Origin of the sequence: Streptomyces sp. NPDC017246, from assembly GCF_044331325.1 — a bacterium.
Taxonomy (GTDB): Bacteria; Actinomycetota; Actinomycetes; order Streptomycetales; family Streptomycetaceae; genus Streptomyces.
Genome location: NZ_JBIRMW010000001.1, coordinates 385948 through 411810, shown reverse-complemented (window position 1 = coordinate 411810; position 25863 = coordinate 385948). Strand labels below are relative to the sequence as shown.

At 70.3% G+C, this 25863-nt stretch carries 20 protein-coding genes; 18 read left to right on the top strand and 2 right to left on the bottom strand.

Translation table 11 applies throughout. The features are described from left to right. The first annotated feature begins 125 nt into the window (after positions 1-125). The 4 genes from tig (at position 126) to clpX (ending at position 4543) form a co-directional block, all read left to right on the top strand. Entirely contained in the window at positions 126-1511 is a 1386-nt protein-coding gene (gene tig, locus ACH4MY_RS01905) for a trigger factor (protein WP_397996111.1), read from the top strand. A gap of 240 nt (positions 1512-1751) precedes the next feature. After that, positions 1752-2369, top strand: a complete 618-nt coding sequence (locus tag ACH4MY_RS01900; protein WP_383786439.1) for an ATP-dependent Clp protease proteolytic subunit — start codon at positions 1752-1754, stop codon at positions 2367-2369. 59 nt (positions 2370-2428) lie between these two features. Next, positions 2429-3091, top strand: a complete 663-nt coding sequence (locus ACH4MY_RS01895) for an ATP-dependent Clp protease proteolytic subunit (RefSeq protein WP_397996107.1) — start codon at positions 2429-2431, stop codon at positions 3089-3091. A 168-nt stretch (positions 3092-3259) separates the two neighbouring features. Beyond that, complete coding sequence (gene clpX / locus ACH4MY_RS01890; protein WP_397996104.1) at positions 3260-4543, top strand: ATP-dependent Clp protease ATP-binding subunit ClpX; 1284 nt, start codon at positions 3260-3262, stop codon at positions 4541-4543. A 99-nt stretch (positions 4544-4642) separates the two neighbouring features. Here clpX and ACH4MY_RS01885 read toward each other — a convergent pair whose 3' ends face one another. Further along, positions 4643-5617 carry a hypothetical protein gene (locus ACH4MY_RS01885; protein WP_397996101.1) on the bottom strand — a complete coding sequence of 325 codons (975 nt, stop codon included), beginning with the start codon at positions 5615-5617 and terminating at the stop codon, positions 4643-4645. 138 nt (positions 5618-5755) lie between these two features. Between ACH4MY_RS01885 and ACH4MY_RS01880 the strand changes: the two genes are divergently transcribed. After that, on the top strand, positions 5756-8383 hold the full coding sequence (locus ACH4MY_RS01880) for a valine--tRNA ligase (protein ID WP_397996098.1): 2628 nt from the start codon (positions 5756-5758) through the stop codon (positions 8381-8383). 136 nt (positions 8384-8519) lie between these two features. After that, positions 8520-9671, top strand: coding sequence for a sensor histidine kinase (locus ACH4MY_RS01875; protein WP_397996095.1), 1152 nt, complete (start codon positions 8520-8522; stop codon positions 9669-9671). A 105-nt stretch (positions 9672-9776) separates the two neighbouring features. Here ACH4MY_RS01875 and ACH4MY_RS01870 read toward each other — a convergent pair whose 3' ends face one another. Beyond that, entirely contained in the window at positions 9777-10796 is a 1020-nt protein-coding gene (locus tag ACH4MY_RS01870; RefSeq protein ID WP_397996092.1) for a rod shape-determining protein, read from the bottom strand. A 112-nt stretch (positions 10797-10908) separates the two neighbouring features. Between ACH4MY_RS01870 and ACH4MY_RS01865 the strand changes: the two genes are divergently transcribed. From ACH4MY_RS01865 to ACH4MY_RS01810, 12 genes are all read left to right on the top strand, one after another. After that, positions 10909-12411 (top strand): glutamate ligase domain-containing protein, encoded by a 1503-nt coding sequence (locus ACH4MY_RS01865; protein ID WP_397996090.1) that lies wholly within the window; start codon positions 10909-10911, stop codon positions 12409-12411. 5 nt (positions 12412-12416) lie between these two features. Next, complete coding sequence (locus tag ACH4MY_RS01860; RefSeq protein ID WP_397996088.1) at positions 12417-12782, top strand: DUF4233 domain-containing protein; 366 nt, start codon at positions 12417-12419, stop codon at positions 12780-12782. Positions 12783-12848: 66 nt separating this feature from the next. Next, entirely contained in the window at positions 12849-13262 is a 414-nt protein-coding gene (gene ndk / locus ACH4MY_RS01855; RefSeq protein ID WP_329278755.1) for a nucleoside-diphosphate kinase, read from the top strand. A 301-nt stretch (positions 13263-13563) separates the two neighbouring features. Continuing rightward, on the top strand, positions 13564-14583 hold the full coding sequence (locus ACH4MY_RS01850) for a rod shape-determining protein (protein WP_397996085.1): 1020 nt from the start codon (positions 13564-13566) through the stop codon (positions 14581-14583). 94 nt (positions 14584-14677) lie between these two features. After that, on the top strand, positions 14678-15685 hold the full coding sequence (mreC, locus tag ACH4MY_RS01845) for a rod shape-determining protein MreC (protein WP_397996082.1): 1008 nt from the start codon (positions 14678-14680) through the stop codon (positions 15683-15685). Continuing rightward, positions 15682-16350: a rod shape-determining protein MreD gene (mreD, locus tag ACH4MY_RS01840; RefSeq protein WP_397996079.1), complete on the top strand. Its 669-nt coding sequence runs from the start codon at positions 15682-15684 to the stop codon at positions 16348-16350. Before mreC ends, mreD begins: the two co-directional genes overlap by 4 nt. A 19-nt stretch (positions 16351-16369) precedes the next feature. Next, positions 16370-18622: a penicillin-binding protein 2 gene (gene mrdA, locus ACH4MY_RS01835; RefSeq protein ID WP_397996077.1), complete on the top strand. Its 2253-nt coding sequence runs from the start codon at positions 16370-16372 to the stop codon at positions 18620-18622. A gap of 4 nt (positions 18623-18626) precedes the next feature. Beyond that, positions 18627-19826 (top strand): rod shape-determining protein RodA, encoded by a 1200-nt coding sequence (gene rodA, locus ACH4MY_RS01830; RefSeq protein WP_397996074.1) that lies wholly within the window; start codon positions 18627-18629, stop codon positions 19824-19826. A 49-nt stretch (positions 19827-19875) separates the two neighbouring features. Further along, a complete protein-coding gene (locus ACH4MY_RS01825; RefSeq protein WP_397996072.1) occupies positions 19876-21393 on the top strand; it encodes a CHAD domain-containing protein in 1518 nt (505 codons plus the stop codon). A 52-nt stretch (positions 21394-21445) separates the two neighbouring features. Further along, on the top strand, positions 21446-23374 hold the full coding sequence (locus ACH4MY_RS01820; RefSeq protein ID WP_397996069.1) for a TIGR03960 family B12-binding radical SAM protein: 1929 nt from the start codon (positions 21446-21448) through the stop codon (positions 23372-23374). Between the two features lie 76 nt (positions 23375-23450). After that, positions 23451-24896, top strand: coding sequence for a hypothetical protein (locus tag ACH4MY_RS01815; protein ID WP_397996066.1), 1446 nt, complete (start codon positions 23451-23453; stop codon positions 24894-24896). A 122-nt stretch (positions 24897-25018) separates the two neighbouring features. Then, positions 25019-25810 carry a TIGR03936 family radical SAM-associated protein gene (locus ACH4MY_RS01810; protein WP_397996063.1) on the top strand — a complete coding sequence of 264 codons (792 nt, stop codon included), beginning with the start codon at positions 25019-25021 and terminating at the stop codon, positions 25808-25810. The last annotated feature ends 53 nt before the right edge of the window (positions 25811-25863 follow it).

The window sequence follows — 25863 nt, the reverse complement described above, 5'->3', positions numbered from 1 at the left end:
GTCATCCCGCTTGCGGTTACTATGCAAGCTGCGTGCCCGTGTGTCTTTCTGACCGGGCCGACCCGCCGGAACCGCTCCAAGCGGTACCGGTGGATTCCAGGAATCAGCCACAAGGAGACCGAACCGTGAAGAGCGCCGTGGAGACCCTGAACCCGACTCGGGTTCGGCTCACTGTCGAGGTGCCCTTCGAGGAGCTCAAGGACAGCCTCGACGCGGCGTACAAGAAGATCAACCAGCAGGTCACGGTCAAGGGCTTCCGTAAGGGCAAGATCCCTGCTCGCGTGATCGACCAGCGGTTCGGCCGCGGCGCCGTGCTGGAAGAGGCCGTCAACGACGCGCTCCCGAAGTTCTACACCGAGGCCGTGAACGAGGCCGAGGTCAACCCGCTCGGCCAGCCCGAGGTCGACATCACCGAGCTGAAGGACGGCGAGCTGCTGGCCTTCACCGCCGAGGTCGACATCCGCCCGGCGCTCGAGATCCCGGACTACTCCGGCATCGAGGTCACCGTCGACGCGGTCGAGGTCACCGACGAGGACGTCGAGAAGTCCGTGGAGCAGCTCCGTGAGCGCTTCGCCTCGACCTCCACGGTCGAGCGTGCCGCCCAGGACGGCGACGTCGTCACGATCGACCTCGAGGCCAAGGTCGACGGCGAGATCCTCCCCGACGGTGTCGCCGACGGTGTCTCGTACACCATCGGTTCCGGCGAGCTGCTCGACGGCATCGACGAGGCCGTCAAGGGCCTGGAGGCCGGTGGCGAGGCCACCTTCACCTCGCAGCTGAAGGGCGGCTCCGCCGAGGGCAAGGACGCGGAGGTCACCGTCAAGGTCACCACCGTCGCCGCCCGTGAGCTTCCCGAGCTGAACGACGAGTTCGCGCAGATGGCGTCGGAGTTCGACACCCTCGACGAGCTCAAGGCCGACAGCCTCAAGCGCCTCGAGAACATGAAGCAGTTCGACCAGGCCACCCAGGCCCAGGAGCGCGTCCTCGACGAGCTCCTCAAGCTGGTCGAGGTCCCGATGCCCGAGAAGCTTCTCGAGGACGAGATCAACACCCGCAAGCACAACCTGGAGCACCACCAGCTCGGCCAGATGGGCCTCGACCTCGCGAAGTACCTGGAGATCCAGGGCAAGACCGAGGAAGAGTTCCTGGCCGAGACCAAGGAGCAGGCCGAGAAGGGCATCAAGACGCAGTTCATCCTCGATGAGCTCGTCAACAAGGAGAAGCTCGAGGTCTCCCGCGAGGAGCTCACCGAGCACCTGTTCCGCCGTGCCGCCTCCTCCGGCATGAGCCCGGACCAGTTCGCCCAGGCCGTGGCCGAGGGTGGCCAGGTGCCGATGCTCGTCGGCGAGGTCGCCCGCGGCAAGGCCCTCGCGGTCGTCGTCGAGGCCGCCAAGGTCGTCGACACCAACGGCGAGGTCGTCGACCTCTCGGACGACGAGGACGAGGTCGAGGCCGCCGCCGAGGCCGTCGAGGCCGTCACCGGCGAGGCCGAGGTCTCCGAGGACAAGTAAGGGGCCCCCGCCCCGCGCGGACCCTGTTCCACGGGCCCGTACGCACTCCTGTGCGTACGGGCCCGTGGACGTACGAGGACCCCCTTACGCGCCCCCAACTACCTTGCGCTCCCAGCGAACAGTTCGGGAACCGGGATGGCGTTGTCCTACCTGCGCGTTAGGGTCCATGAATACGAGGGCAGTGCCCTCCGAACGAGACGCTGAGACGGCCCTGGCCGTCGGAGACGAGCAGGTGGATACGTGACGAATCTGAAGCCTTACGCCGCGGGTGAGCCGTCCATCGGTGGCGGCCTCGGCGACCATGTCTACAACCGGCTGCTCGGCGAGCGCATCATCTTCCTCGGCCAGCAGGTCGACGACGAGATCGCCAACAAGATCACCGCTCAGATGCTCCTCCTGGCCGCCGAGCCGGAGAAGGACATCTTCCTGTACATCAACAGCCCCGGCGGCTCGGTGACGGCCGGCATGGCGGTCTACGACACCATGCAGTTCATCCCGAACGACGTCGTCACCATCGGTATGGGCATGGCGGCCTCCATGGGCCAGTTCCTGCTCACCGCCGGTGCCCCCGGCAAGCGCTTCGCGCTGCCGAACACCGACATCCTGATGCACCAGGGCTCCGCCGGTATCGGTGGCACCGCCTCCGACATCAAGATCCAGGCCGAGTACCTCCTTCGTACGAAGAAGCGCATGGCCGAGATCACCGCGCAGCACTCCGGCCAGACCGTCGAGGCGATCATCCGCGACGGCGACCGCGACCGCTGGTTCACCGCGGACGAGGCCAAGAGCTACGGCCTCATCGACGACATCATCACGCATGCCGCGGGCGTTCCGGGCGGCGGCGGCACGGGCGCCTGAGCCCACTGCCCGCCCAGCGCCCCAGCCCACCGAACGCCACCAGGACGGTGAACACCCAGATGCAGAACAACCTCTCCGCGAGCGGCCTCTACACCGGCGCGCCGATGGACAACCGCTACGTCGTGCCGCGCTTCGTGGAGCGCACCTCGCAGGGCGTGCGCGAGTACGACCCGTACGCGAAGCTCTTCGAGGAGCGCGTGATCTTCCTCGGCGTGCAGATCGACGACGCCTCCGCCAACGACGTCATGGCGCAGCTGCTGTGCCTGGAGTCGATGGACCCGGACCGCGACATCTCGATCTACATCAACAGCCCCGGTGGCTCCTTCACCGCGCTGACGGCGATCTACGACACGATGCAGTTCGTGAAGCCGGACATCCAGACGGTCTGCATGGGCCAGGCGGCCTCCGCCGCGGCCGTGCTGCTCGCCGCCGGCACCCCCGGCAAGCGGATGGCCCTGCCGAACGCCCGCGTGCTGATCCACCAGCCGTCCGGCGGCACCGGCCGTGAGCAGCTCTCCGACCTGGAGATCGCCGCCCGCGAGATCCTGCGCATGCGCAGCCAGCTCGAGGAGATGCTGGCCAAGCACTCCTCGACGCCGATCGAGAAGATCCGCGACGACATCGAGCGCGACAAGATCCTGACGGCCGAGGACGCCCTGGCGTACGGGCTCGTCGACCAGATCGTCTCGACCCGTAAGTCCACGGCCTCCTCGGAGCGCTGACGTCCGACCTTCTCGTGGCACGGTGAGCATTCCGGGGATCATGGCGCATTCCCGTCCATGTGAACCGTGCCAAGGGGGGCCCGAACGGGGGGCCCGGCAAGGTACCGTCGAATATGAGGCACCAGGAGTCGCTGAACCAGGCGCTCCCAGGCGAAGGGGAAGCACCTCGTGGCACGCATCGGTGATGGCGGCGACCTGCTCAAGTGCTCGTTCTGCGGAAAGAGCCAGAAGCAGGTGAAGAAGCTCATCGCGGGACCCGGTGTGTACATCTGCGACGAGTGCATCGACCTCTGCAACGAGATCATCGAAGAGGAACTCGCGGAGACGAGCGAGGTGCGCTGGGAGGAACTCCCGAAGCCCCGCGAGATCTACGAGTTCCTCGAGGGTTACGTCGTCGGGCAGGAGCCCGCGAAGAAGGCCCTCTCGGTCGCGGTGTACAACCACTACAAGCGCGTTCAGGCCGGCGAGAACGGCGGCGCGCAGGGCCGGGACGACGCCATCGAGCTGGCGAAGTCCAACATTCTGCTGCTCGGCCCCACGGGCTCCGGGAAGACGCTGCTCGCGCAGACCCTGGCCCGGATGCTCAACGTCCCGTTCGCCATCGCCGACGCGACGGCGCTGACGGAGGCCGGCTATGTCGGCGAGGACGTCGAGAACATCCTGCTCAAGCTGATCCAGGCGGCCGACTACGACGTCAAGAAGGCCGAGACCGGGATCATCTACATCGACGAGATCGACAAGGTCGCCCGTAAGAGCGAAAACCCGTCGATCACGCGCGATGTCTCCGGCGAGGGCGTGCAGCAGGCCCTGCTGAAGATCCTGGAGGGCACCACGGCCTCCGTACCGCCGCAGGGCGGACGGAAGCACCCGCACCAGGAGTTCATCCAGATCGACACGACGAACGTGCTCTTCATCGTGGGCGGCGCCTTCGCCGGCCTGGAGAAGATCATCGAGTCGCGGGCGGGCGCCAAGGGCATCGGCTTCGGGGCCACGATTCGCTCCAAGCGCGAGATCGAGGCGAGCGACCAGTTCCAGGAGGTCATGCCGGAGGACCTGGTGAAGTTCGGGATGATCCCCGAGTTCATCGGCCGTCTCCCCGTCCTCACCTCCGTGCACAACCTGGACCGCGAGGCGCTCCTCCAGATCCTGGTCGAGCCGCGGAACGCACTGGTGAAGCAGTACCAGCGCCTCTTCGAACTCGACGGTGTGGAGCTGGACTTCGACCGCCCGGCCCTGGAGGCCATCGCCGACCAGGCGATCCTGCGCGGCACCGGCGCGCGTGGCCTGCGGGCCATCATGGAGGAGGTCCTCCAGTCGGTGATGTACGAGGTCCCGTCCCGCAAGGACGTGGCCCGGGTCGTCATCACCGCGGACGTCGTCCGCAACAACGTCAACCCGACGCTGGTCCCGCGCATCGTGAAGAACGACGGCAGGCACGAGAAGACCGCGTAGTCGTCCGCGCGGGACGAGACGCTCACGCCCGATGTTCCCGTCGGGCCGGACGAACGACGAATGGGGGGCGGGCCGTCGGCCCGCCCCCCATTCCGTCCGTCACGCCTTGCTGCGCGAGGCCTTGTAGTGCTGGCCTGCCAGTTCCGCGACCTGGTCCAGAGTGAAACCGGTCCCGCCGGTCACCATCGTCGACATGTCGAGGGCGTTCACGACGCCCAGCGTGCTGTAGTCCGCCCAGATGCAGGTGGGCACCTCGAAGGACTTCGGGCCGGGGGCCGTCGTCGCACCGGTGCTCTCGAACCTGATGCTCTGGCACTTCATCAGCGCGCCCTCGAAGCCGGCCGGCGTCTTGGACTCGGGGCTGCCGATGGGCGTCATCTTGACGTCCTTCATCGTGGCGGCCTGGTCCTTCTCGTAGTTCGCGAACGCGGTGTCGACCGCCTTCTCCGGGTCGGCGATCGCGCCCCACATGCCGTTCAGGCTCATGGACTTGCCCTTGAGGGGATCACTGGCGTCGCCGGACTTGTAGGAGGCGGCGACCATCTGGGGGTTCTCGATCCCCATGGCGGCGGCGTTGGCCTTCTGCTCCGAGGACATGGCGCCCTTCTTGTCGGCGCCTTCCTTCTTGAAGTCGCCGACGGCGGCAGCCGGGGTGATCTTGTAGCCCTTGGTGTCGTCGGCCACGGCACCGTTGCCGCCGCTCCCGCCCAGGACGAAGTACGCGCCCACACCGAGGGCCGCGACCACCGCGACCGCGCCGATGATCCAGCCCGCGTTGGACTTCTTCGGGGCCGGCGGGTGCGGGACGTAGCCGCCGGGGCCCTGGGGGGCGCCGTACTGCGGCTGCTGGCCGTACGGGCCGGGCTGCTGGGGCTGGGGGTAGCCGTAGGGAGGCTGCTGCGGCGGGACGCCCTGCGGGGCCTGCTGGGGGTACCCGTAACCAGGCTGGGGGGCCTGCGGCTGGCCGTACGGGCCCGGCTGCTGCGGCTGCTGGCCGTACGGGCCCGGCTGGCCGTAGGGGCCGGGCTGCTGGGGCGGCTGGCCGCCGTACGGGCCCGGCTGGTTGTAGCTCATCGACAGGTTCCCCTCACAGGATGTTTATGCCTACCGAACATCCTGGCGGAACCACGGCCCCGCCCATGCGGCGGGGGCCACACCGTTACCGAACAATCGCGTTTCAGGACCACGCCGTGACACCCCTAAACTGGCCCCGTGACCGAGAACACTCAGCAGCAGACAGCGCCCACCACCGAACTGCCGACCCAGTACGCGCCGGCCGAGGTAGAGGGGGAGCTGTACCAGCGCTGGGTGGACCGGGGGTACTTCACCGCCGACGCGACGAGCGACAAGCCGCCGTACACCATCGTCATCCCGCCGCCGAACGTCACCGGTGCGCTCCACCTGGGCCACGCCTTCCAGGTGACGCTCATGGACGCGCTGACCCGCCGCAAGCGCATGCAGGGCTTCGAGACGCTCTGGCTGCCGGGCATGGACCACGCCGGCATCGCGACCCAGAACAAGGTCGAGCAGCAGCTCGCCGAGGAGGGCAAGTCCCGCCACGACCTGGGCCGTGACGAGTTCGTCGACCGCGTCTGGCAGTGGAAGGACGAGTACGGCGGCCGGATCCTCGGCCAGCTGCGCCGTCTCGGCGCCGGTCTCGACTGGTCGCGCGAGCGCTTCACCATGGACGAGGGTCTCTCCAAGGCCGTCCAGAAGATCTTCAAGGACCTCTACGAGGACGATCTGATCTACCGCGCCGAGCGCATCATCAACTGGTGCCCGCGCTGTCTGACCGCCATCTCCGACATCGAGGTCGAGTACCAGGACGACGCCGGCGAGCTGGTCTCCATCCGGTACGGCGAGGGCGAGGACTCGCTGGTCGTCGCCACGACCCGCGCCGAGACGATGCTCGGTGACACCGCCGTCGCCGTCCACCCCGAGGACGAGCGGTACAAGCACCTGGTCGGCAAGCAGATCAAGCTGCCGCTGACCGACCGTACGATCCCGGTCGTCGCCGACGAGCACGTCGACCCGGAGTTCGGCACCGGCGCCGTCAAGGTGACCCCGGCGCACGACCCGAACGACTTCGAGATCGGCCGTCGTCACGACCTGCCGTCCCTCACCGTCATGGACGAGCACGGCGTCATCACCGTCCACGGTCCCTTCCTCGGCCTGGACCGCTTCGAGGCCCGCTCGACGATCGTCGGCGCGCTCAAGGAGCAGGGCCGGATCGTCGCCGAGAAGCGCCCGTACATGCACTCCGTCGGACACTGCTCGCGCTGCAAGACCACCGTCGAGCCGCGTCTGTCGATGCAGTGGTGGGTCAAGGTCGGCCCGCTGGCGCAGGCCGCCGGTGACGCCGTCCGCGACGGCTCCGTCGAGATCCACCCGAAGGAGCTCTCCCGGCGCTACTTCGACTGGGTCGACAACATGCACGACTGGTGCATCTCGCGCCAGCTGTGGTGGGGCCACCGCATCCCGATCTGGTACGGCCCCGAGGGCCAGGTCGTCTGCGTCGGACCCGACCAGGAGGCGCCCGGCACCGAGGCCGAGGGCTGGACCCAGGACCCCGACGTCCTGGACACCTGGTTCTCCTCCGGCCTGTGGCCGTTCTCCACGCTCGGCTGGCCGGAGAAGACCCCGGACCTGGCGAAGTTCTACTCGACCGACGTCCTGCTCACCGGCCACGACATCATCTTCTTCTGGGTCGCCCGGATGATGATGTTCGGTCTGTACGCGATGGACGGCGAGGCCCCGTTCAAGACCGTCGCCCTGACCGGTCTCGTCCGCGACGAGTTCGGCAAGAAGATGTCGAAGTCCAACCCGAACGCGGTCGACCCGCTGGACTGGATGGACGCGTACGGCTCCGACGCCGTCCGCTTCACCCTGGCCAAGGGCGCCAACCCGGGCGCCGACGTGCCGATCGGCGAGGACTGGGTCCAGGCCTCCCGGAACTTCGCCAACAAGATCTGGAACGCGACACGCTTCGCGATGATGAACGGCGCCACGATCGAGGGCCCGCTGCCGGACGCCTCCGAGATGTCCGCCACGGACCGCTGGATCCTGTCCCGCCTCAACGAGACGGTCGCCCAGGTCGACGCGTACTACGAGGACTTCCAGTTCGCCAAGCTCAGCGAGTCGCTCTACCACTTCGCGTGGGACGAGGTCTTCGCCTGGTACGTCGAGCTGTCGAAGACCACGTTCTTCGCGGGCGGCGAGGGCGCCAAGGTCTCCGGCCGGGTCCTCGGCGAGGTCCTGGACGTCATGCTGCGGTTGCTCCACCCGATCGTCCCGTTCGTCACGGACACCCTGTGGACCACCCTCACCGGCGGCGAGTCCCTGGTGATCGCCGACTGGCCGAAGGACTCCGGCTTCCGCGACAAGGCCGCGGAGCAGGAGATCGAGCTCGTCCAGCGGGTCGTCACCGAGGTCCGCCGCTTCCGCAAGGAGCAGGGCCTCCAGGACGCCCAGAAGGTCCCGGCCCGTCTCACCGTCGAGGGCACCCCGCTCGTCGCGCACGAGGCCGCCATCCGCCAGATCCTGCGCCTCCAGCCGGAGGGCGAGGGCTTCGCCGCCACCGCCACCCTGCCGGTCGCGGGCGCCACGGTCGCGCTCGACCTGTCGGGCACGATCGACGTGGCCGCGGAGCGCAAGCGCCTCGCGAAGGACCTCGCGGCCGCCGAGAAGGAGAAGGCCCAGGCGAACGGGAAGCTCGGCAACGAGGCGTTCCTGGCCAAGGCTCCGGACAACGTGGTCGACAAGATCCGTACCCGCCTCGCCAAGGCGGACGAGGACATCGCCCGCATCGAGGCCCAGCTGGCGAACCTGCCGCAGGCCTAGTACGACACGACGAAGGGGCCCCGAACCGCGACACGGTTCCGGGCCCCTTCGTCATGCCCCGAGGAATACGGACGAAGTGCCCGATCTCACATCAGACGGGACTTCAGGTCCTCGGCGTCGGGACGAAGGACCTTGGATGATGGAAGGCATGCTCCGCCTCCCCACCGTCCCCGCGCTGCGCCGTCGCGTGGACCGGTGGGCGGTCTCGCCCCGCGCCCTCGACGTCGTCGCCGCGCTCTTCGCCTTCGGCCTCATGTGCCTGGACGTACCGGGGCTCGCCCGCGCCGACAACTCCCTGACCGGAGTCACCGCGACCCTGGTCCTCGCGGGCGGGGCCGCCACCCTGGTGCTCCGGCGCCGGCTGCCCTGGGTGCCGTACCTGGTGGCGCTCGGCCTGATGGGCTGGCTGCACGAACTGACCATGATCCAGTTCGCGCTGTACTCGATCGGCCGGTACCGGGGACGGCGGGCCGCCATCGCCGCGACCCTGCTGTACGTCGGAGTCGCCTACGCCCTCTTCCAGACACCCGGCTGGCCCGCCCGGCACGGCGACACCCTGAGCGACTTCCTGAGCCTGGTCGTCCCGATCGGAGTCCTCGCCGCGGGCGTCGGCATCGCCGCCTACCGGCAGGACCTCGTCCGCGCCCTGGAGGTCCAGCGGCGCGAGGCCGTCGCCCGGGAGGCCGTCCAGGAGGAGCGGATCTCCGTCGGCCGGGACGTTCACGACCTGGTCGGCCGAGAGCTCACCGTCCTCGCGGTACGGGCCGAGGTCCTCGCCGTACGGGCCAGGGGGGAGTCCCACCGGAAGGACTTCGAGGAGCTCGCGGACACCGCCCGGCGCGCCCACCTCATGCTCAACGAGACGATCGTGCGCCGCGCCGACCGGGACGCGGCCACCCCCGGCCTGGAAGGCCTCGCCGCGCTCGCGTCGGAGAGCGAGCGGATGGGCAGCCCCGTGGAGCTGTCGGTCGCCGAGGAGGCCAAGGCGCTCTCGCCGCTGCGGCAGGCGGCCGTCCACCGGGTCGTCCGGGAGTGCCTGACCAACGCCGCCAAGCACGCGCCCGGGCTGCCGGCGACGGTGGTGATCACGGTGGAGGGCCCCGATCTGCGGATCGAGGTGCGCAACCCGCTGCCGAAGACCCCGCCGGACCCGGCCCCCGTCTCGACCGGCACCGGCCTGTTCTCCATGGAGGAACGGGTCACCAGCATGGGCGGCACGCTGAAGGCCCGCCGGGAGGACGGCTGCTACGCGGTGACGGCACTCCTCCCGGCCGGCCTGGCGCGCTGACGCGACCGGAGCCCACCGCCGGACCCTGTCGGACCGCGCCGGAGCCCGCCGCGCCGACGCCGTCGACCCCGCGCCGGCGCCGTCGACCCCCGCCCCGGTGATCGCTCAGCGCACCGTCTCCGCCTTCCCCAACACCCGCTGCAGCCCGTCGAAGTCCTCCACGCACCGCCCCGACCCCAGCACCACGCAGTCCAGCGGCCGGTCCGCGACGAAGACCGGGATGCCCGTCGCCGAGGCCATCCGCAGGTCGAGGCCCGGCAGCAGCGCGCCGCCGCCGGTCAGCACGATGCCGTGCTCCATGACGTCGCCGGAGAGTTCCGGCGGACACTCCTCCAGCGTCACCCGTACCGCCGAGATGATCGCCTCCACCGGCTCGTCGAGGGCCGTCCGGATCTCCGGCACCGTCAGTTCCACCGTCCGGGGCAGCCCGCCGACCCGCTGCCGGCCCCGCACGGTGAAGGTCCGCCCCTCCCGCTCCTCCTCGCCCGGCACCGGCCAGGCCGTGCCGATGGCCACCTTGACGTCCTCGGCGGTCCGTTCGCCGATGAGCAGCGAGTGCTCCTTGCGGACGTAGTCGGTGACGGCCGCGTCGAGGCGGTCGCCGCCCACCCGCAGCGACCGGGCCGTGACGATCCCCCCGAGCGAGATGACGGCCACCTCGGTCGTACCGCCGCCGATGTCGACGACCATCGAGCCGCGCGGGTCGGAGACCGGGAGCCCGGCGCCGATCGCCGCCGCCATCGGCTCCTCGATCAGATGGACCGCCCGCGCGCCCGCCGACAGGGAGGCGTGCACGATCGCCCGCCGTTCGACCTGGGTCACCCCGCTCGGCACACAGACCACCATCCGGGTGCGGGGCCGGCGGCCCGGCACGGCCTTGCGCACGAAGTGCCGGATCATCTCCTCGGCCGCCTCGTAGTCGCTGATCACACCGTCCCGCAGGGGACGGATCGCGGTGATCGAGCCCGGTGTGCGCCCGATGGTCTCCTTCGCCTCCGTACCGACCGCGAGCGCGTGCCGCGAGCCCTCCCGCACCGCCACCACGGACGGCTCGTTGAGCACGATGCCCTGCCCGCGCGCGTAGAGGAGTGTGTTGGCCGTGCCGAGGTCGATCCCTATGTCCATGATCGCCAAGTTTGCCCGGCCGGTACGGTGGACGGTGGACCGAAAGTCCCGAAAGGGCCGGGTCCATGGTCCTGTCGGTCGTGGTGTCGGAACCCGTCCGTAGACTGGGCCCGTGAGTGAGCCGAGCGACCAGAGCGACGACCAGTTCGACGACATCGTCGACACCGAGACCCAGCGCGACCCCGACCTGGCGGTGATCGAGGCCGGCAGCCGCACCCTGCGCACGCAGGGCGGCGCGCCCCAGGGCGACCCCGTCCCCGGCCGCCCGGAGGACCCGGAGCTGGACAAGGCGCTCCGCGAGGTCGAGACCGAGCTGTCCACCCGCTGGGGCGAGACCAAGCTGGAGCCCTCGGTCACCCGGATCGCGGCCCTGATGGACGTCCTCGGCGAGCCGCAGCGCGCGTACCCCTCGATCCACATCACCGGCACCAACGGCAAGACGTCGACGGCCCGGATGGTCGAGGCCCTGCTCGGCGCCTTCGAACTGCGCACCGGGCGGTACACCTCGCCGCACGTGCAGTCCATCACCGAGCGGATCAGCCTGGACGGCGCCCCGATCTCCGCCGAGCGGTTCATCGAGACGTACCAGGACGTCAAGCCGTACGTGGAGCTGGTCGACGCGCGCGAGGAGTACCGGCTCTCCTTCTTCGAGGTCCTCACCGGAATGGCGTACGCGGCCTTCGCCGACGCCCCGGTCGACGTGGCCGTCGTCGAGGTCGGCATGGGTGGCACCTGGGACGCGACGAACGTCATCGACGCCTCCGTCGCCGTCGTCACCCCGATCGACCTGGACCACACCGACCGGCTCGGCGGCACGACCGCCGAGATCGCCGGCGAGAAGTCCGGGATCATCAAGCAGGGCGCGACCGTGATCCTGGCCCAGCAGCCGGTGGACGCGGCGCAGGTCCTGCTGAAGAAGGCCGTCGGGGCGGACGCCACCGTCGCCCGCGAGGGCATGGAGTTCGGGATCGTCTCCCGCGAGGTCGCGGTCGGCGGCCAGCTCCTCACCCTGCGCGGCCTGGGCGGCGAGTACGACAACATCTTCCTGCCGCTGCACGGCCCCTACCAGGCGCACAACGCCGCGGTGGCGCTCGCGGCGGTCGAGGCCTTCTTCGGGATCGGCGCGGAGCACGCCCGGACCCTGGACATCGACACGGTCCGGCAGGCCTTCGCCCGGGTGGCCTCGCCCGGCCGTCTGGAGATCGTCCGCTCGTCCCCGACGGTGATCCTGGACGCCGCGCACAATCCGCACGGCGCGCGGGCGACGGCGGAGGGCGTCAGCGAGGCCTTCGGCTTCTCCCGGCTCGTCGGCGTCGTCTCCACGAGCGGCGACAAGGATGCCAAGGGGCTCCTGGAGGCCTTCGAGCCGATCTTCGCGGAGGTCGTGGTGACGGCGAACTCCAACCCCCGTGCCACCGACGTGGACGCGCTCGCCGCGGTCGCGGTCGAGGTCTTCGGCGAGGACCGGGTCGTCGTCGAGCCGCGGCTGCCCGACGCCATCGAGGCGGCCATCACCCTCGCGGAGGAAGAGGCCGAGTACGGCGGCGCGGGTGTCCTGGTGACCGGTTCGATCTTCACGGTCGGCGATGCCCGGCTGCTGCTGCGAAGGGGCTGAATCGGATGCGTACGCTCTGTTCCTCGACGCTGATCGGCGAGTTCTTCGTGATCGGCTTCGCCGGGCTCGTCGCCATGAAGGACGACAGCCTCGCGATGTCCACCGTCTGGTGGGTCTGCGGTGTCGCGATGGTCTTCTCGGTGCTGCTCTGTGGGACGGTCACCCGTCCCGGCGGTGTGCAGCTCGGCTGGGCCCTGCAGATCGGCCTGATCCTCAGCGGTTTCTTCGTCCCGACGATGTTCTTCCTCGGGGCGGTCTTCGCCGGCCTGTGGTGGGCCTCCGTTCACTATGGGCGACGGATCGACGACATCAAGGCACGGTGGGCCGAGGCCCAGGCCGCAGGGGCTTCGGCAGGGCCTGACGCTGCGTAATCGTGGGGCGTGCGGGGCCTGTAGCCTCGGAGGTCCCGCACACCGCTTTTCCGAAGGAGTTCCCCCGTGAGCCAGCGCACGCTCGTCCTGCTCAAGCCCGACGCCGTCCGCCGTGGCCTGGTCGGCGAGATCATCGGCCGTATCGAGCGCAAGGCCGGCTGGACGCTGGCGGCCCTGGAGCTGCGCGAGCTGGACCAGGAGACCCTGGAGCAGCACTACGGCGAGCACAAGGGCAAGCCCTTCTACGAGCCGCTGATGGGCTTCATGGCCTCCGGTCCCGTCGTGGCGCTCGTCGTCGAGGGCGAGCGGGTCATCGAGGGTGTCCGCCAGCTGGCGGGTCCGACCGACCCGATCGCCGCCGCGCCCGGCTCGATCCGCGGCGACTTCGGCACCATCGTCCGGGAGAACCTGATCCACGCCTCCGACTCGGAGGAGTCGGCCCTGCGCGAGCTGAAGATCTTCTTCCCCGGTCTCGTCTGAGCCGACCCGATTTCGCTGACTCGGCGTCAGCCGAACGCAGCAGCCTGTGGGGCGACCGAAGGAATTCGGTCGCCCCCAGGCATATGAACGCCGATCCCGGGAACGGATCGCCGCGTCCTACCGTCACCTGTACAAGAGGTGGACCACCGCGCGGTATCCGGGCGGGCGGCACTACGATGGAAAACTCCACGCCGCACCACCTTCAGCCACCCATTTCAGCCACCGTTTCGCCTGCCTGAGAAGCCGTCAACGCTCGCTGGGGAAGGCCCGAAGCATCCTCATGGGAAACAAGGGGAACTCAATGTCGTTCATCGGCCGTGACATGGCTATCGACCTCGGGACTGCCAACACGCTGGTGTACGTCAGGGGGCGTGGCATCGTCCTCAACGAGCCGTCCGTCGTCGCGATCAACACCAACACCGGCGGCATCCTCGCGGTGGGCTCCGAGGCGAAGAAGATGATCGGCCGGACCCCCGGCAACATCGTCGCCGTCCGGCCCCTGAAGGACGGCGTGATCGCCGACTTCGAGATCACGGAGCGGATGCTCCGCTACTTCATCCTCAAGATCCACAAGCGCCGCTACCTGGCCCGCCCGCGGGTCGTCGTCTGCGTGCCCTCCGGCATCACGGGAGTGGAGCGCCGCGCCGTGATCGAGGCCTCGACGCAGGCCGGCGCGCGCCAGGTGCACATCATCGAGGAGCCCATGGCGGCGGCCATCGGCTCGGGCCTCCCCGTCCACGAGGCCACCGGCAACATGGTCGTGGACATCGGCGGCGGCACCACCGAGGTCGCCGTCATCTCCCTCGGCGGAATCGTCACGGCACAGTCCATCCGGGTCGCCGGCGACGAGCTGGACAGCGCGATCATCCAGCACATCAAGAAGGAGTACTCGCTCCTCCTCGGTGAGCGCACGGCCGAGCAGATCAAGATCACCATCGGCTCCGCGTACGACCTCGACAAGGACGAGCACACCGAGATCCGCGGCCGCGACCTCGTCTCCGGTCTCCCGAAGACCGTGGTCATCTCCGCCGCCGAGGTCCGCAAGGCCATCGAGGAGCCGGTCAACGCGATCGTCGACGCCGTGAAGACCACCCTCGACAAGTGCCCGCCGGAGCTCTCCGGTGACGTCATGGACCGCGGCATCGTTCTCACGGGTGGCGGCGCCCTGCTGCGCGGCCTCGACGAGCGTCTCCGCCGCGAGACCGGGATGCCGATCCACATCGCCGAGGACCCGCTGGACTCGGTGGTGCTCGGTTCCGGCAAGTGCGTGGAGGAGTTCGAGGCGCTCCAGCAGGTCCTGGACGCCCAGCCGCGCCGCTAGCACCACCCGTACGGCCCCACGAGACGACAACCGCACAGGGTTTCACCCGTACAGCCGAACAACCGAACCACGAGGAAAGGCACGGCCGCCGCACGTGAGGGACACACGAGAGAGCCGGCTGCTCCTGGTGCTGCTGATCGCCATCGCGTTCGCACTGATCACGGTGGACATCCGCGGCGGTCAGGAGTCACCCGTCGACGGTGCCCGGCAGGCCGCAGCGGCGGTCTTCGGGCCGGTCGAGAACGGTGTGGCGGCCGCCGTCGATCCCATCGGCAACGCCATAGGCGCGGTCAGGGACTCCGGCGAGCGGCACACCCGGATCGCCGCCCTGGAGAAGGAGAACGCCGAGCTCAAGGCCGAGCTCGGCAGCGACGACCGCAACCGCAACCGGCTGCGCGAACTCGACTCCATGCTGAAGACCGCCGGCGCCGGGCAGTACGGCATCAAGGGCGCCCAGGTCATCGCCATAGGAGCGGCCCAGGGCTTCTCCTGGACCGTCACGATCGACGTGGGCGCCCGCGACGGCATCAAGCGGGACATGACCGTCCTCAACGGCTCCGGACTCGTCGGACGGGTCACCACCGTCGGCCCGTCCACCGCCACGGTCCTCCTCGCCAACGACCCCGACTTCACCGTCGGTACGCGCATGGAGAAGTCCGACGAGCTCGGCTTCGCCACCGGCCAGGGCGACCGGCCGCTGCTCGTGCAGCTGCTCAACGGCAAGGCCAAGGTGAAGCCGGGCGACCGGCTCGTCACCTTCGGCTCGCGCGCCGACAAGCCCTTCGTGCCCGGCGTCCCGGTCGGCGAGGTCGTCCGCGTCGACCCCGCGGGCGGCGGCCTGACCCGCAACATCTACGTCCGCCCGTACGTCGGCTTCACCAAGCTCGACATCGTCGGCGTCGTCGTCCAGGCCCCCCGCTCCGACCCGCGCGACGTGGTCCTGCCGCAGAAGCCCAAGCCCGCGCCGACCGTCACGGTCACGGTGACACCGCCGCCACCGGACGGCCGGCAGGCCGCCGACGGACAGCAGCCGAACACCGCACAGCAGGACCAGAACCCGCAGAACCAGCAGGGCCGGGACCAGGGGGACGCGACACCGTGAAGTTCAACCGCATCCTCCTCTCCGCCACCCTGATCGTGGTGGCCCTGGTCGTCCAGGTCTCCGTCCTCGCCAGGCTCCAGCTCCCCGGCGCCGTCCCCGACCTGGTCCTCCTCACCGTCGTCGGCCTCGCCCTCGTCTACGGACCCGTCAGCGGCTCGCTCATCGGCTTCACCGCCGGACTCCTCGCCGACCTGGCACCGCCCGCCGACCACGCCGCCGGCCGCTACGCCCTCGTGCTCTGCGTCATCGGCTACCTCGTCGGCCTGGCCCGCCCGGAGAACGGCCGGCTCACCTCCGCGACCGGCCCCATGGCCGTCGTCGTCGCGGCGGCCGTCGGCTCCACCCTGCTGTACGCCGGAGTGGGCGCCCTCGTCGGCGACACCGCCGCCCGCCATGTCGGCCTCGGGTCGCTGCTGTTCACCGCGGCCGTGTACGACCTGCTCCTCGCGCCCTTCACGGTGCCGCTCATCATGGCCCTGGCCAGACGCGCGGAGAACGACCCGCTCGCCGACGCCGGCGGGGGCAACGGCGCCGACGTCGCCTCCGGCTGGCTCTCCTCCGGCACCGGCCTGAGGATCGGGACCCAGCGCGGCGGCCTGCGGGTGAAGACCGCCCGGAGCCGCGCCTCACGGGCCGGACGCATCAAGGGAGTCAAGCGACTGTGACCGAGGGGGCACCGGCAGTATGAGCAACATCCCCGAGACAGGGCGGACCCCCCGGGTCCAGATCCGGCTCGTCGTCATCCAGATCCTCGTCTTCTCGCTGCTGCTGACCCTGGGGGGCCGGCTCTGGTACCTCCAGATCCGCAACGGCAAGGAGTACACGGACGAGGCGAAGAACAACCACGTCCAGCAGGTCGTGCAGCCCGCCGTGCGCGGCTCCGTCCTCGACGCCCGCGGCGTCCCGCTCGCCGACAACGAGACCCGCCTCGTGGTCTCCGCGTCCCGCACCGAGCTGATGAAGATGAAGGACCGCGGCAAGACCGTCCTGACCCGGCTCGCCGACGTCCTCGACATGAAGCCCGACGACGTCATCAACAAGATCCGGCTCTGCGACTCCAAGACCCCCAAGCCCTGCTGGAACGGTTCGCCCTACCAGCCGATCCCGGTCACGGACGAGGCCACCACCCAACAGGCCCTCCAGATCCGCGAGCGCGCCGAGGACTTCCCCGGCATCACCGCCGAACCCACCGCCGTACGCCGCTACCCGGCCCCCGGCAAGTCCCGCACCTCGCAGGTCCTCGGCTACCTCTCGCCCGTCACCGACGGGGAGATCGAGAAGGCCAAGGACACCGACTCGCCGTTCCTCCGCTCCGACCAGGTCGGCCGCTCCGGCCTGGAGCGCACCTACGACAAGGAACTGCGCGGCAAGGCCGGCGTCACCCGCTACGAGGTCGACAACCTCGGCCGCGTCATCGGCCAGGCCAAGAGCGACCCCGCCGTGCCCGGCTCCAACGTCGTCACCTCCATCGACGCCCGCGTCCAGGCGGTCGCCGAGTGGGAGCTCCACAACGCGATGGTGGAAGCCCGCAAGGTCTACGACAAGAACACCAGCGAGAACTACAAGGCCGACGCCGGCGCCGTCGTCGTCATGGAGAACAAGACCGGCCGGATCGTCGCCATGGCCTCCCAGCCCGACTACGACCCCAACGCCTGGGTCGGCGGCATCTCGGCCAAGGACTACGCGGCCCTCACCGGCAAGGACTCCAACTTCCCGCTCCTCAACCGGGCCATCCAGGGCCAGGCCGCCCCCGGCTCGATCTTCAAGGTCATCCCGACCACCGCGGCCGTCAACGCCGGATACGACTTCAACGGGCGCTACCCGTGCCCCTCCTCGTACTCCATCGGCAACCAGGTCTTCAAGAACTTCGAGTCCCAGGGCCACGGCTCCATCACCCTCGGCCAGGCCCTGGAGGTCTCCTGCGACACCGTCTACTACGCCCTCTCCCACCAGCAGTGGCAGAAGGACGGCGGGATGAAGCCGAAGAAGAACGCCAACGACTGGTTCTACAAGACGGCCCACCAGTTCGGCCTCGGCGCCGAGACCGGCATCGACCTCCCCAACGAGGTCACCGGCCGCGTCCCCGACCGGAAGTGGAAGCAGGACTTCTGGAGGGACAACAAGGACTACTGGTGCCGCATCGGCAAGAAGGGCGGCACGTACGTCCAGCAGCTCTCGTACGAGAACTGCCTCGAAGGCAACCTGATGCGCGCCGGTGACTCCGTCAACTACTCCATCGGGCAGGGCGACACCCTCGTCACCCCCATCCAGATGGCCACCATCTACGCCGCCATCGCCAACGGCGGCACCCTCTGGAACCCCACCGTCGGCAAGGCCGTCATCAGCCCCGACGGCAAGAAGGTCACCGAGATCAAGCCCAAGGCGCACGGCAAGCTCCCCATGGACACCAAGACGCAGGCCTTGATAGGGGAAGCCCTCGCGGGAGTCGCCACCCGCGGTACCGCCGCCTGGCGATTCGGCGGCTGGCCGCAGGACAAGATCCCGATGCACGCCAAGACGGGTACCGCCGAGGTCTACGGCAAGCAGACGACCTCCTGGTTCGCCACGTACACCAAGGACTACGCGATCGTCATGACGATCGCCCAGGGCGGTACGGGCTCCGGCGCCTCCGGCCCCGCCGTGCGCAACATCTACGACGCGCTCTACGGACTCGACGACGCGGGCAACCAGGACCTCAAGCGGGCCCTGCTGCCGCAGCCGCAGAAGACCCTCCCGAAGATCGAGGCCGACGGCTCCATCGACGCCCCGAAGGTCGGGCCCTACGACCCGGAGATCGGGAAGATCGACCCGAACGCGCCCCTGAGCACGCCGGACGACACACAGCAGCCCGACCCGGACAAGCCCGACCGGGCCGACCCCGACAAGCCGGACCAGCAGGAACTCGCCGGTCCGCCGGCCACCCGGCGGAGGGACTGAACCGATGACCGCACCCCACGGTTTCTCCGTCTCCCGGTACGCCCCCGAGCGCGGCACGCTCGCCAAGCTGGCCGCCCGCGACTCGGTGGTCCGCCGGCTCGACTGGCCGATCCTGCTCTCCGCGCTCGCGCTCTCCTTCATCGGGGCGCTGCTCGTCTGGTCGGCCACCCGCGGCCGCACCGAGCTCAACAACGGCGACCCGTACTACTTCCTCTTCCGGCACGTGCTCAACACCGGCATCGGCGTCGCCCTGATGATCGGCACGATCTGGCTCGGCCACCGCACCCTGCGTGGCGCGGTCCCGGTCCTCTACGGCCTCTCGATCGTGCTGATCCTCGCCGTCCTCACCCCGCTCGGCGCCACCATCAACGGCGCCCACGCGTGGATCGTCGTCGGCGGCGGCTTCTCCCTCCAGCCCAGCGAGTTCGTGAAGATCACGATCATCCTGGTCATGGCGATGCTGCTCGCCGCGAAGGTCGACGCCGGAGACCAGATCCACCCCGACCACCGCACCGTCGCCAAGGCCCTCACCCTGGCCGCGCTCCCCATGGGCATCGTCATGCTGATGCCCGACCTCGGGTCGGTCATGGTCATGGCCGTCATCGTGCTCGGCGTGCTGCTCGCCTCCGGCGCCTCCAACCGCTGGGTCCTCGGGCTGATCGGCGCCGGCGTCGGAGGCGCGGTCCTGGTCACCGCGCTCGGCATGCTCGACGAGTACCAGATCAACCGCTTCGCGGCCTTCGCCAACCCCGACCTCGACCCGGCCGGTGTCGGCTACAACACCAACCAGGCCCGCATCGCGATCGGCTCCGGCGGCCTCCTCGGCTCCGGACTCTTCAAGGGCTCCCAGACCACCGGCCAGTTCGTGCCCGAACAGCAGACGGACTTCGTCTTCACGGTGGCGGGGGAGGAGCTGGGCTTCGTCGGCGCCGGCCTGATCCTCCTGCTCCTCGGCGTCATCCTCTGGCGCGCCTGCCGGATCGCCCGCGGGACCACCGAGCTCTACGGCACGGTCGTCGCGGCCGGGATCATCGCCTGGTTCGCCTTCCAGTCCTTCGAGAACATCGGCATGACGCTCGGCATCATGCCGGTCGCGGGGCTGCCGCTGCCGTTCGTGTCCTACGGCGGCTCGTCGATGTTCGCGGTGTGGGTGGCGATCGGACTGCTCCAGTCGATCAGGGTGCAGCGGCCGATGACGGCCTGAGCCCCCTGTGCCCCTGCCGCCGCGTTCGCTTCCCGTCTAGATTCGATTCATGGCGGACACGAAGCGAGAGATCGAGCGGAAGTACGAAGCCACCTCCCGGACCGGCCTCCCGGACCTCACCCGGGCGGCCGGGGTGGCCTCGGTCACCGACGTGGGCGTCACCGAACTCGACGCCGTCTACTACGACACGCCGGATCTGCGGCTCGCCGCCGACGCGCTCACCCTGCGCCGCCGCACCGGCGGCGAGGACGCCGGCTGGCACCTGAAGTTCCCCGTCGCCTCCGGCATCCGCGACGAGATCAGAGCCCCGCTCTCGGACACGCTCCCGCGTTCCCTGGCGGGGCTCCTGCGTTCCCGGGTCCGGGACGGCGAGGTCGTCCCCGTCGTCCGCCTCCGCTCGGCGCGGGACGTCCGCCACCTCCGCGACGGCGACGGCACCCTCCTCGCCGAGGTCTCCGTGGACACCGTCCGCGCCGAACGCCTCACGGGCGAAGGGGTGACGGCCTGGACCGAGATCGAGGTCGAACTCGCCGACGACGCCGACCCGGCGATCCTCGACGCCGTCGAGAAACGCCTCAGGAAAGCCGGCATCAAGCCCTCCGCGTCCGCCTCCAAACTGGCCAGGGCCCTCGCCGAGACCGGCGCCGAACCCGAGGCGCCCCCGGCCGACGCCGGGACACCCGGCACCGCCGGAGCCACCGTCCTCGCCTACGTACGCGAACAGGTCGACGCGATCGTCGCCCACGACCCCGCCGTACGGCGTGACCTGCCCGACGCCGTGCACCAGCTGCGCGTCGCCTGCCGCCGGCTGCGCAGCGCCCTCAAGACGTACGGTCGCGTCCTCGACCGGGAGATCACCGACCCCGTCGGCGAGGAACTGAAGTGGCTCGCCGGAGAGCTCGGTGTCGCCCGCGACCAGGAGGTCCTCGACGAACGGCTGCGCGCCCGCCTCAAGGACCTGCCCCGCCCCCTCGTCCTCGGCCCGGCCAAGGCCCGGCTGCGCCGCCGGGACGCCGCGCTCGCCAGGAGCACCCGACGCCGGGCCCTCGCCGCCCTCGACTCGGCCCGTCACCTCGCCCTCCTCGACCGCCTCGACGGGCTCCTCGCCCACCCGCCCCTCCACGAGGACGCCGGCCGCGACGCCCGCGAGGTCCTCGGCCGCGCCGTCCGCAAGGACCACGACCGCCTCGCCGCCCGGATCGCGCACGCCCTCTCCCTCGACCCCGGCCATCGGCGCGACCTCGCCCTCCACGAGGCCCGCAAGGCCGCCAAGCGCGCCCGGTACGCGGCCGAGGCGGCCCGCCCCGTCCTCGGAAAGCCCGCCAGGAGGCTGGCGAAACGGGTGAAGGCCGTCCAGTCCCTGCTCGGCGAACACCAGGACGCCGTCGTCGCCCGCGGGGCCCTGCGGGAACTCGCGGTCCAGGCCCACGGGGCCGGCGAATCGGCCTTCACCTGGGGACTTCTCTTCGGACGCGAGGAGGCCGCCGCCGAGGCCGCGGAGCGGGAGCTCCCCGGCGTCTGGGCCCGGGCCTCGGCCCCGCAACTCAGGGCGGCACTGACCCGCTGAGCACCGGGGTACGCTTGAGAGTCGCCCCCCTGCCAGCTCACGAAGGTTCGAGATGTCTGCTGCCGAGTCTGTCTTCCCGCAGCTCGAAGCTCTGCTCCCGCACGTGCAGAAGCCGATTCAGTACGTCGGTGGAGAGCTGAACTCCACGGTCAAGCCGTGGGAGTCCGCCGATGTCCGCTGGGCGCTGATGTACCCGGACGCGTACGAGGTCGGTCTGCCCAACCAGGGCGTCATGATCCTCTACGAGGTGCTCAACGAGCGCGAGGGCGTCCTCGCCGAGCGCACCTACAGCGTCTGGCCGGACCTCGAAGAGCTGATGCGGGAGCACAAGGTCCCGCAGTTCACGGTCGACAGCCACCGGCCCGTCGGCGCGTTCGACGTCTTCGGCCTGAGCTTCTCCACCGAGCTCGGCTACACGAACATGCTCACCGCCCTCGACCTGGCCGGCATCCCGCTGGAGGCGAAGGACCGGACCGTCGACCACCCGATCGTGCTCGCGGGCGGCCACGCGGCCTTCAACCCCGAGCCGATCGCGGACTTCATCGACGCGGCGATCATCGGCGACGGCGAGCAGGCCGTCCTCGACATGACCGAGATCATCCGCGCCTGGAAGGCCGAGGGCCGGCCGGGCGGCCGCGAGGAGGTCCTCTTCCGCCTCTCGAAGACCGGCTCGGTGTACGTCCCGGCGTTCTACGACGTCGAGTACCTGCCGGACGGCCGCATCGGCCGCGTCGTACCCAACAGGTCCGGTGTGCCGTGGCGCGTCTCCAAGCACACCGTCATGGACCTCGACGAGTGGCCCTACCCCAAGCAGCCCCTCGTGCCGCTCGCGGAGACCGTCCACGAGCGCATGTCCGTCGAGATCTTCCGCGGCTGCACCCGCGGCTGCCGCTTCTGCCAGGCCGGCATGATCACGCGCCCCGTGCGGGAGCGAAGCATCACCGGCATCGGCGAGATGGTCGAGAAGGGTCTCAAGGCGACGGGCTTCGAGGAGGTCGGCCTCCTCTCCCTCTCCTCCGCGGACCACACCGAGATCGGTGAGATCGCCAAGGGCCTCGCCGACCGGTACACGGAGGACAAGGTGGGCCTGTCCCTCCCGTCCACCCGTGTGGACGCCTTCAACGTGGACCTGGCCAACGAGCTGACCAGGAACGGGCGTCGCTCCGGCCTCACCTTCGCCCCCGAGGGTGGCTCCGAGCGCATGCGCAAGGTCATCAACAAGATGGTCTCGGAGGAGGACCTCATCCGGACCGTCTCCACCGCGTACGGCAACGGCTGGCGCCAGGTGAAGCTGTACTTCATGTGCGGCCTGCCGACGGAGACCGACGAGGACGTCCTCCAGATCGCCGACATGGCGATGAACGTGATCGCCGAGGGCCGCAAGGTCTCCGGCCAGAACGACATCCGCTGCACCGTCTCCATCGGCGGTTTCGTCCCCAAGCCGCACACCCCCTTCCAGTGGGCCCCGCAGCTGTCGGCCGAGGAGACGGACGAGCGGCTGCGCAAGCTCCGCGACAAGATCCGCGGCGACAAGAAGTACGGCCGCTCGATCGGCTTCCGCTACCACGACGGCAAGCCCGGCATCGTCGAGGGCCTGCTCTCGCGCGGCGACCGCCGCATCGGCGCGGTCATCCGCGCGGTGTACGAGGACGGCGGCCGCTTCGACGGCTGGCGCGAGCACTTCTCGTACGACCGCTGGATGGCCTGCGCCGACAAGACGCTGCCGGCCATGGGTGTCGACGTCGCCTGGTACACGACCCGCGAGCGCACCTACGAGGAGGTCCTGCCCTGGGACCACCTGGACTCCGGTCTCGACAAGGACTGGCTGTGGGAGGACTGGCAGGACTCGCTCGACGAGACCGAGGTCGAGGACTGCCGCTGGACGCCGTGCTTCGACTGCGGTGTCTGCCCCGCGATGCAGACCGAGATCCAGGTCGGCCCGACGGGCAAGAAGCTGCTGCCGCTGTCGGTCGTGAAGTAGGGCCGTTCGGGTAACGCTCCGGCGACGGCCCGGCGTGAGGGGAAACCCTCCGCCGGGCCGTCGCGTCATTTCCGGCATGAGCATGGAGAACCCGCCGCCGCCCGCGCTGATCCGCATCCCGATCCGGATCGTCGTGCTGGTCCTCGTCCTCCCGGTCCGGATGGCCTGGGACGCCCTCGCGGCCTCGGCCCACCTCCTCGACCGCACGATCCTGCGCCCGACGGGCCGGGGCATCGCGTGGGCCCTCACGGGGGTGGGCCGGGGACTCGCGTGGGTGTTCACGGGTGTGGGGCGCGGTCTCGGGTGGGTGTTCACCGGGGTGGGGCGAGCTCTCGCCTGGGTGTGCACCGGAGTGGGGCGAGCCCTCGCCCTGGTCTTCCGTCACACGGTGACCCGCCCGGCGCGGTGGCTGTACGGGGCGGTGCTCACGCCGGTGGGGCGAGGGATCGCGTGGGTGTGCACCGGCGTGGGGCACGGCCTCGGGTGGGTGTTCACCCGGGTGGGCCTGGGCCTGGCGTGGTTCTTCACCGGTGTCGGGCGGGGGATCGCCCGGTTCCTCACCGGTCTGGGGCGGGGGATCGCCTTCGGAGCCGGCCGGCTGTGGCGGGGGCTGTCGGCCGTCGGGCGCGTGCTGGCCATGGCGGTGTTCGTCTGGCCGTGGGTGGGGCTCTGGCGGTACGTGGTCGTCCCCGTCTGCCGCTACGGGATCGCCGTACCCGCCGTCCGGCTGTACCGGCAGGTCCTCGCCCCGCTGGGCACGGGCCTCCTGTTCCTGCTGGAGAAGGGGGTGCTCGTACCGGTCGCCGCGTTCTTCCGGTACGTCCTCGTCCCGCTGCTCCGGTACGGCCTCGTCGTGCCGGTCCTCTGGTTCGACCGGTACGTGCTCACCCCGGTCGGCCAGGGGCTCGGATGGTTCTTCCCCCGGCTCGGCCACGGCCTCGCCGTCGGCACGGTCTGGCTGGCCAAGGCCGTGTTCGTGTGGCCCTGGGCGGGGCTCTGGCGCTTCGTGCTCGTGCCGGTCGTCCGGTACGGGATCGTCCGACCCCTCGCCTGGCTCTGGAACCGGGTCCTCGTGCCGGTCGCGCGGGAGGTCGGGGACGCGCTCGCCGTCTGCTGGCGGATCGCCGGCCGCCTGTCGCTCGCCGTCGGCCGCGCCCTCCGATGGGTGTTCCGGACCCTGGTCGGGCGGCCCGTGACCTGGTTCTGGCAGAGCGTCTGCACCCCTGTCGGGCACTGGGTCCGCGACAGCGTCTGGGCCCCGGCCCGCCGGGCCGCCGTCCAGGTGGGCCGGGTGGCGAAGGAGGCCCTCACCGCGGCCCGCGCCTCCGTACGCGACGCCCTCGCCACGGCCCGCGCCACCGTCCGGGAGGCCCGCCGGGACGCCTGGCGTGCCCTGGTCGGCGGAGTCCGGTCGTCCGAGCCCGGGGAACCGGAGGCGGAGCGGGCGCGTACTCTGGGTAGTACAACGAACGTCCCCGGCGCGGCGCCCGCCCCCGAGATCTCCCTGCGAAAGCGGGGGTGAACCGGGCGGGACCCCCGAGGCAACCCGTACATCTCGTGGACGGCGCCGAACGCGCCGCCCCGCACCGAGGAGAAGAACCACTGGGCAAGCGACAGCCCGAAGGCCCGCCGCCCGCACCGGCGGTGCAGCGCATCCGACTGCGCTACACCAAGCGCGGCCGCCTCCGGTTCACCAGCCACCGTGACTTCCAGCGCGCTTTCGAGCGTGCGCTGCGCCGTGCCGAGGTGCCCATGGCGTACTCGGCCGGCTTCACCCCGCACCCCAAGGTGTCGTACGCCAACGCCGCCCCGACGGGTACGGGCTCCGAGGCCGAGTACCTGGAGATCGCCCTCACCGAGACGCGCGACCCGGAGACCCTGCGGGCCCTGCTCGACGAGTCCCTCCCGGCCGGCCTCGACATCACCGACGCCGTCGAGGCCCGGACCTCGGGTCTCGCCGACCGGCTCACCGCCTCCGTGTGGGAGCTGCGTCTGGAAGGCGTCACCGTCGAGGACGCCTCGAAGGCGGCCGGGACGTTTCTCGCGGCCGAGGCGGTGGAAGTACAGCGCAAGACCAAGAACGGCGTCCGCACCTTCGACGCGCGTTCCGCGGTCACCGAGCTGACGGCAGCCGCTCCCCAGGGTGATCCCCAGGGTGATAGGCCGCTGGACAGCGCCTGTGCGATACTGCGGCTGGTTGTTCGGCACGTGACACCTGCCGTGCGACCCGACGACGTCCTGTCCGGTCTCCGAGCTGTGGCCGACCTGGCGCCGCCGGTCCCCGCTGCGGTGACCAGGCTGGCGCAGGGGCTCTTCGACGAGGAGTCCGGCACGGTGACCGACCCGCTCGCGCCCGACCGCGAGGCAGTCACGGCCGCTTCTACCACGGCCGCCGCGACCGCCTCTGCGACGGCGCCGGGTGACGGCATCGCGTAAGGAGCGGTCGTTGTAGCGCAGCCCTGGCACTCGGGAGCCACCTGGGTCGGGCC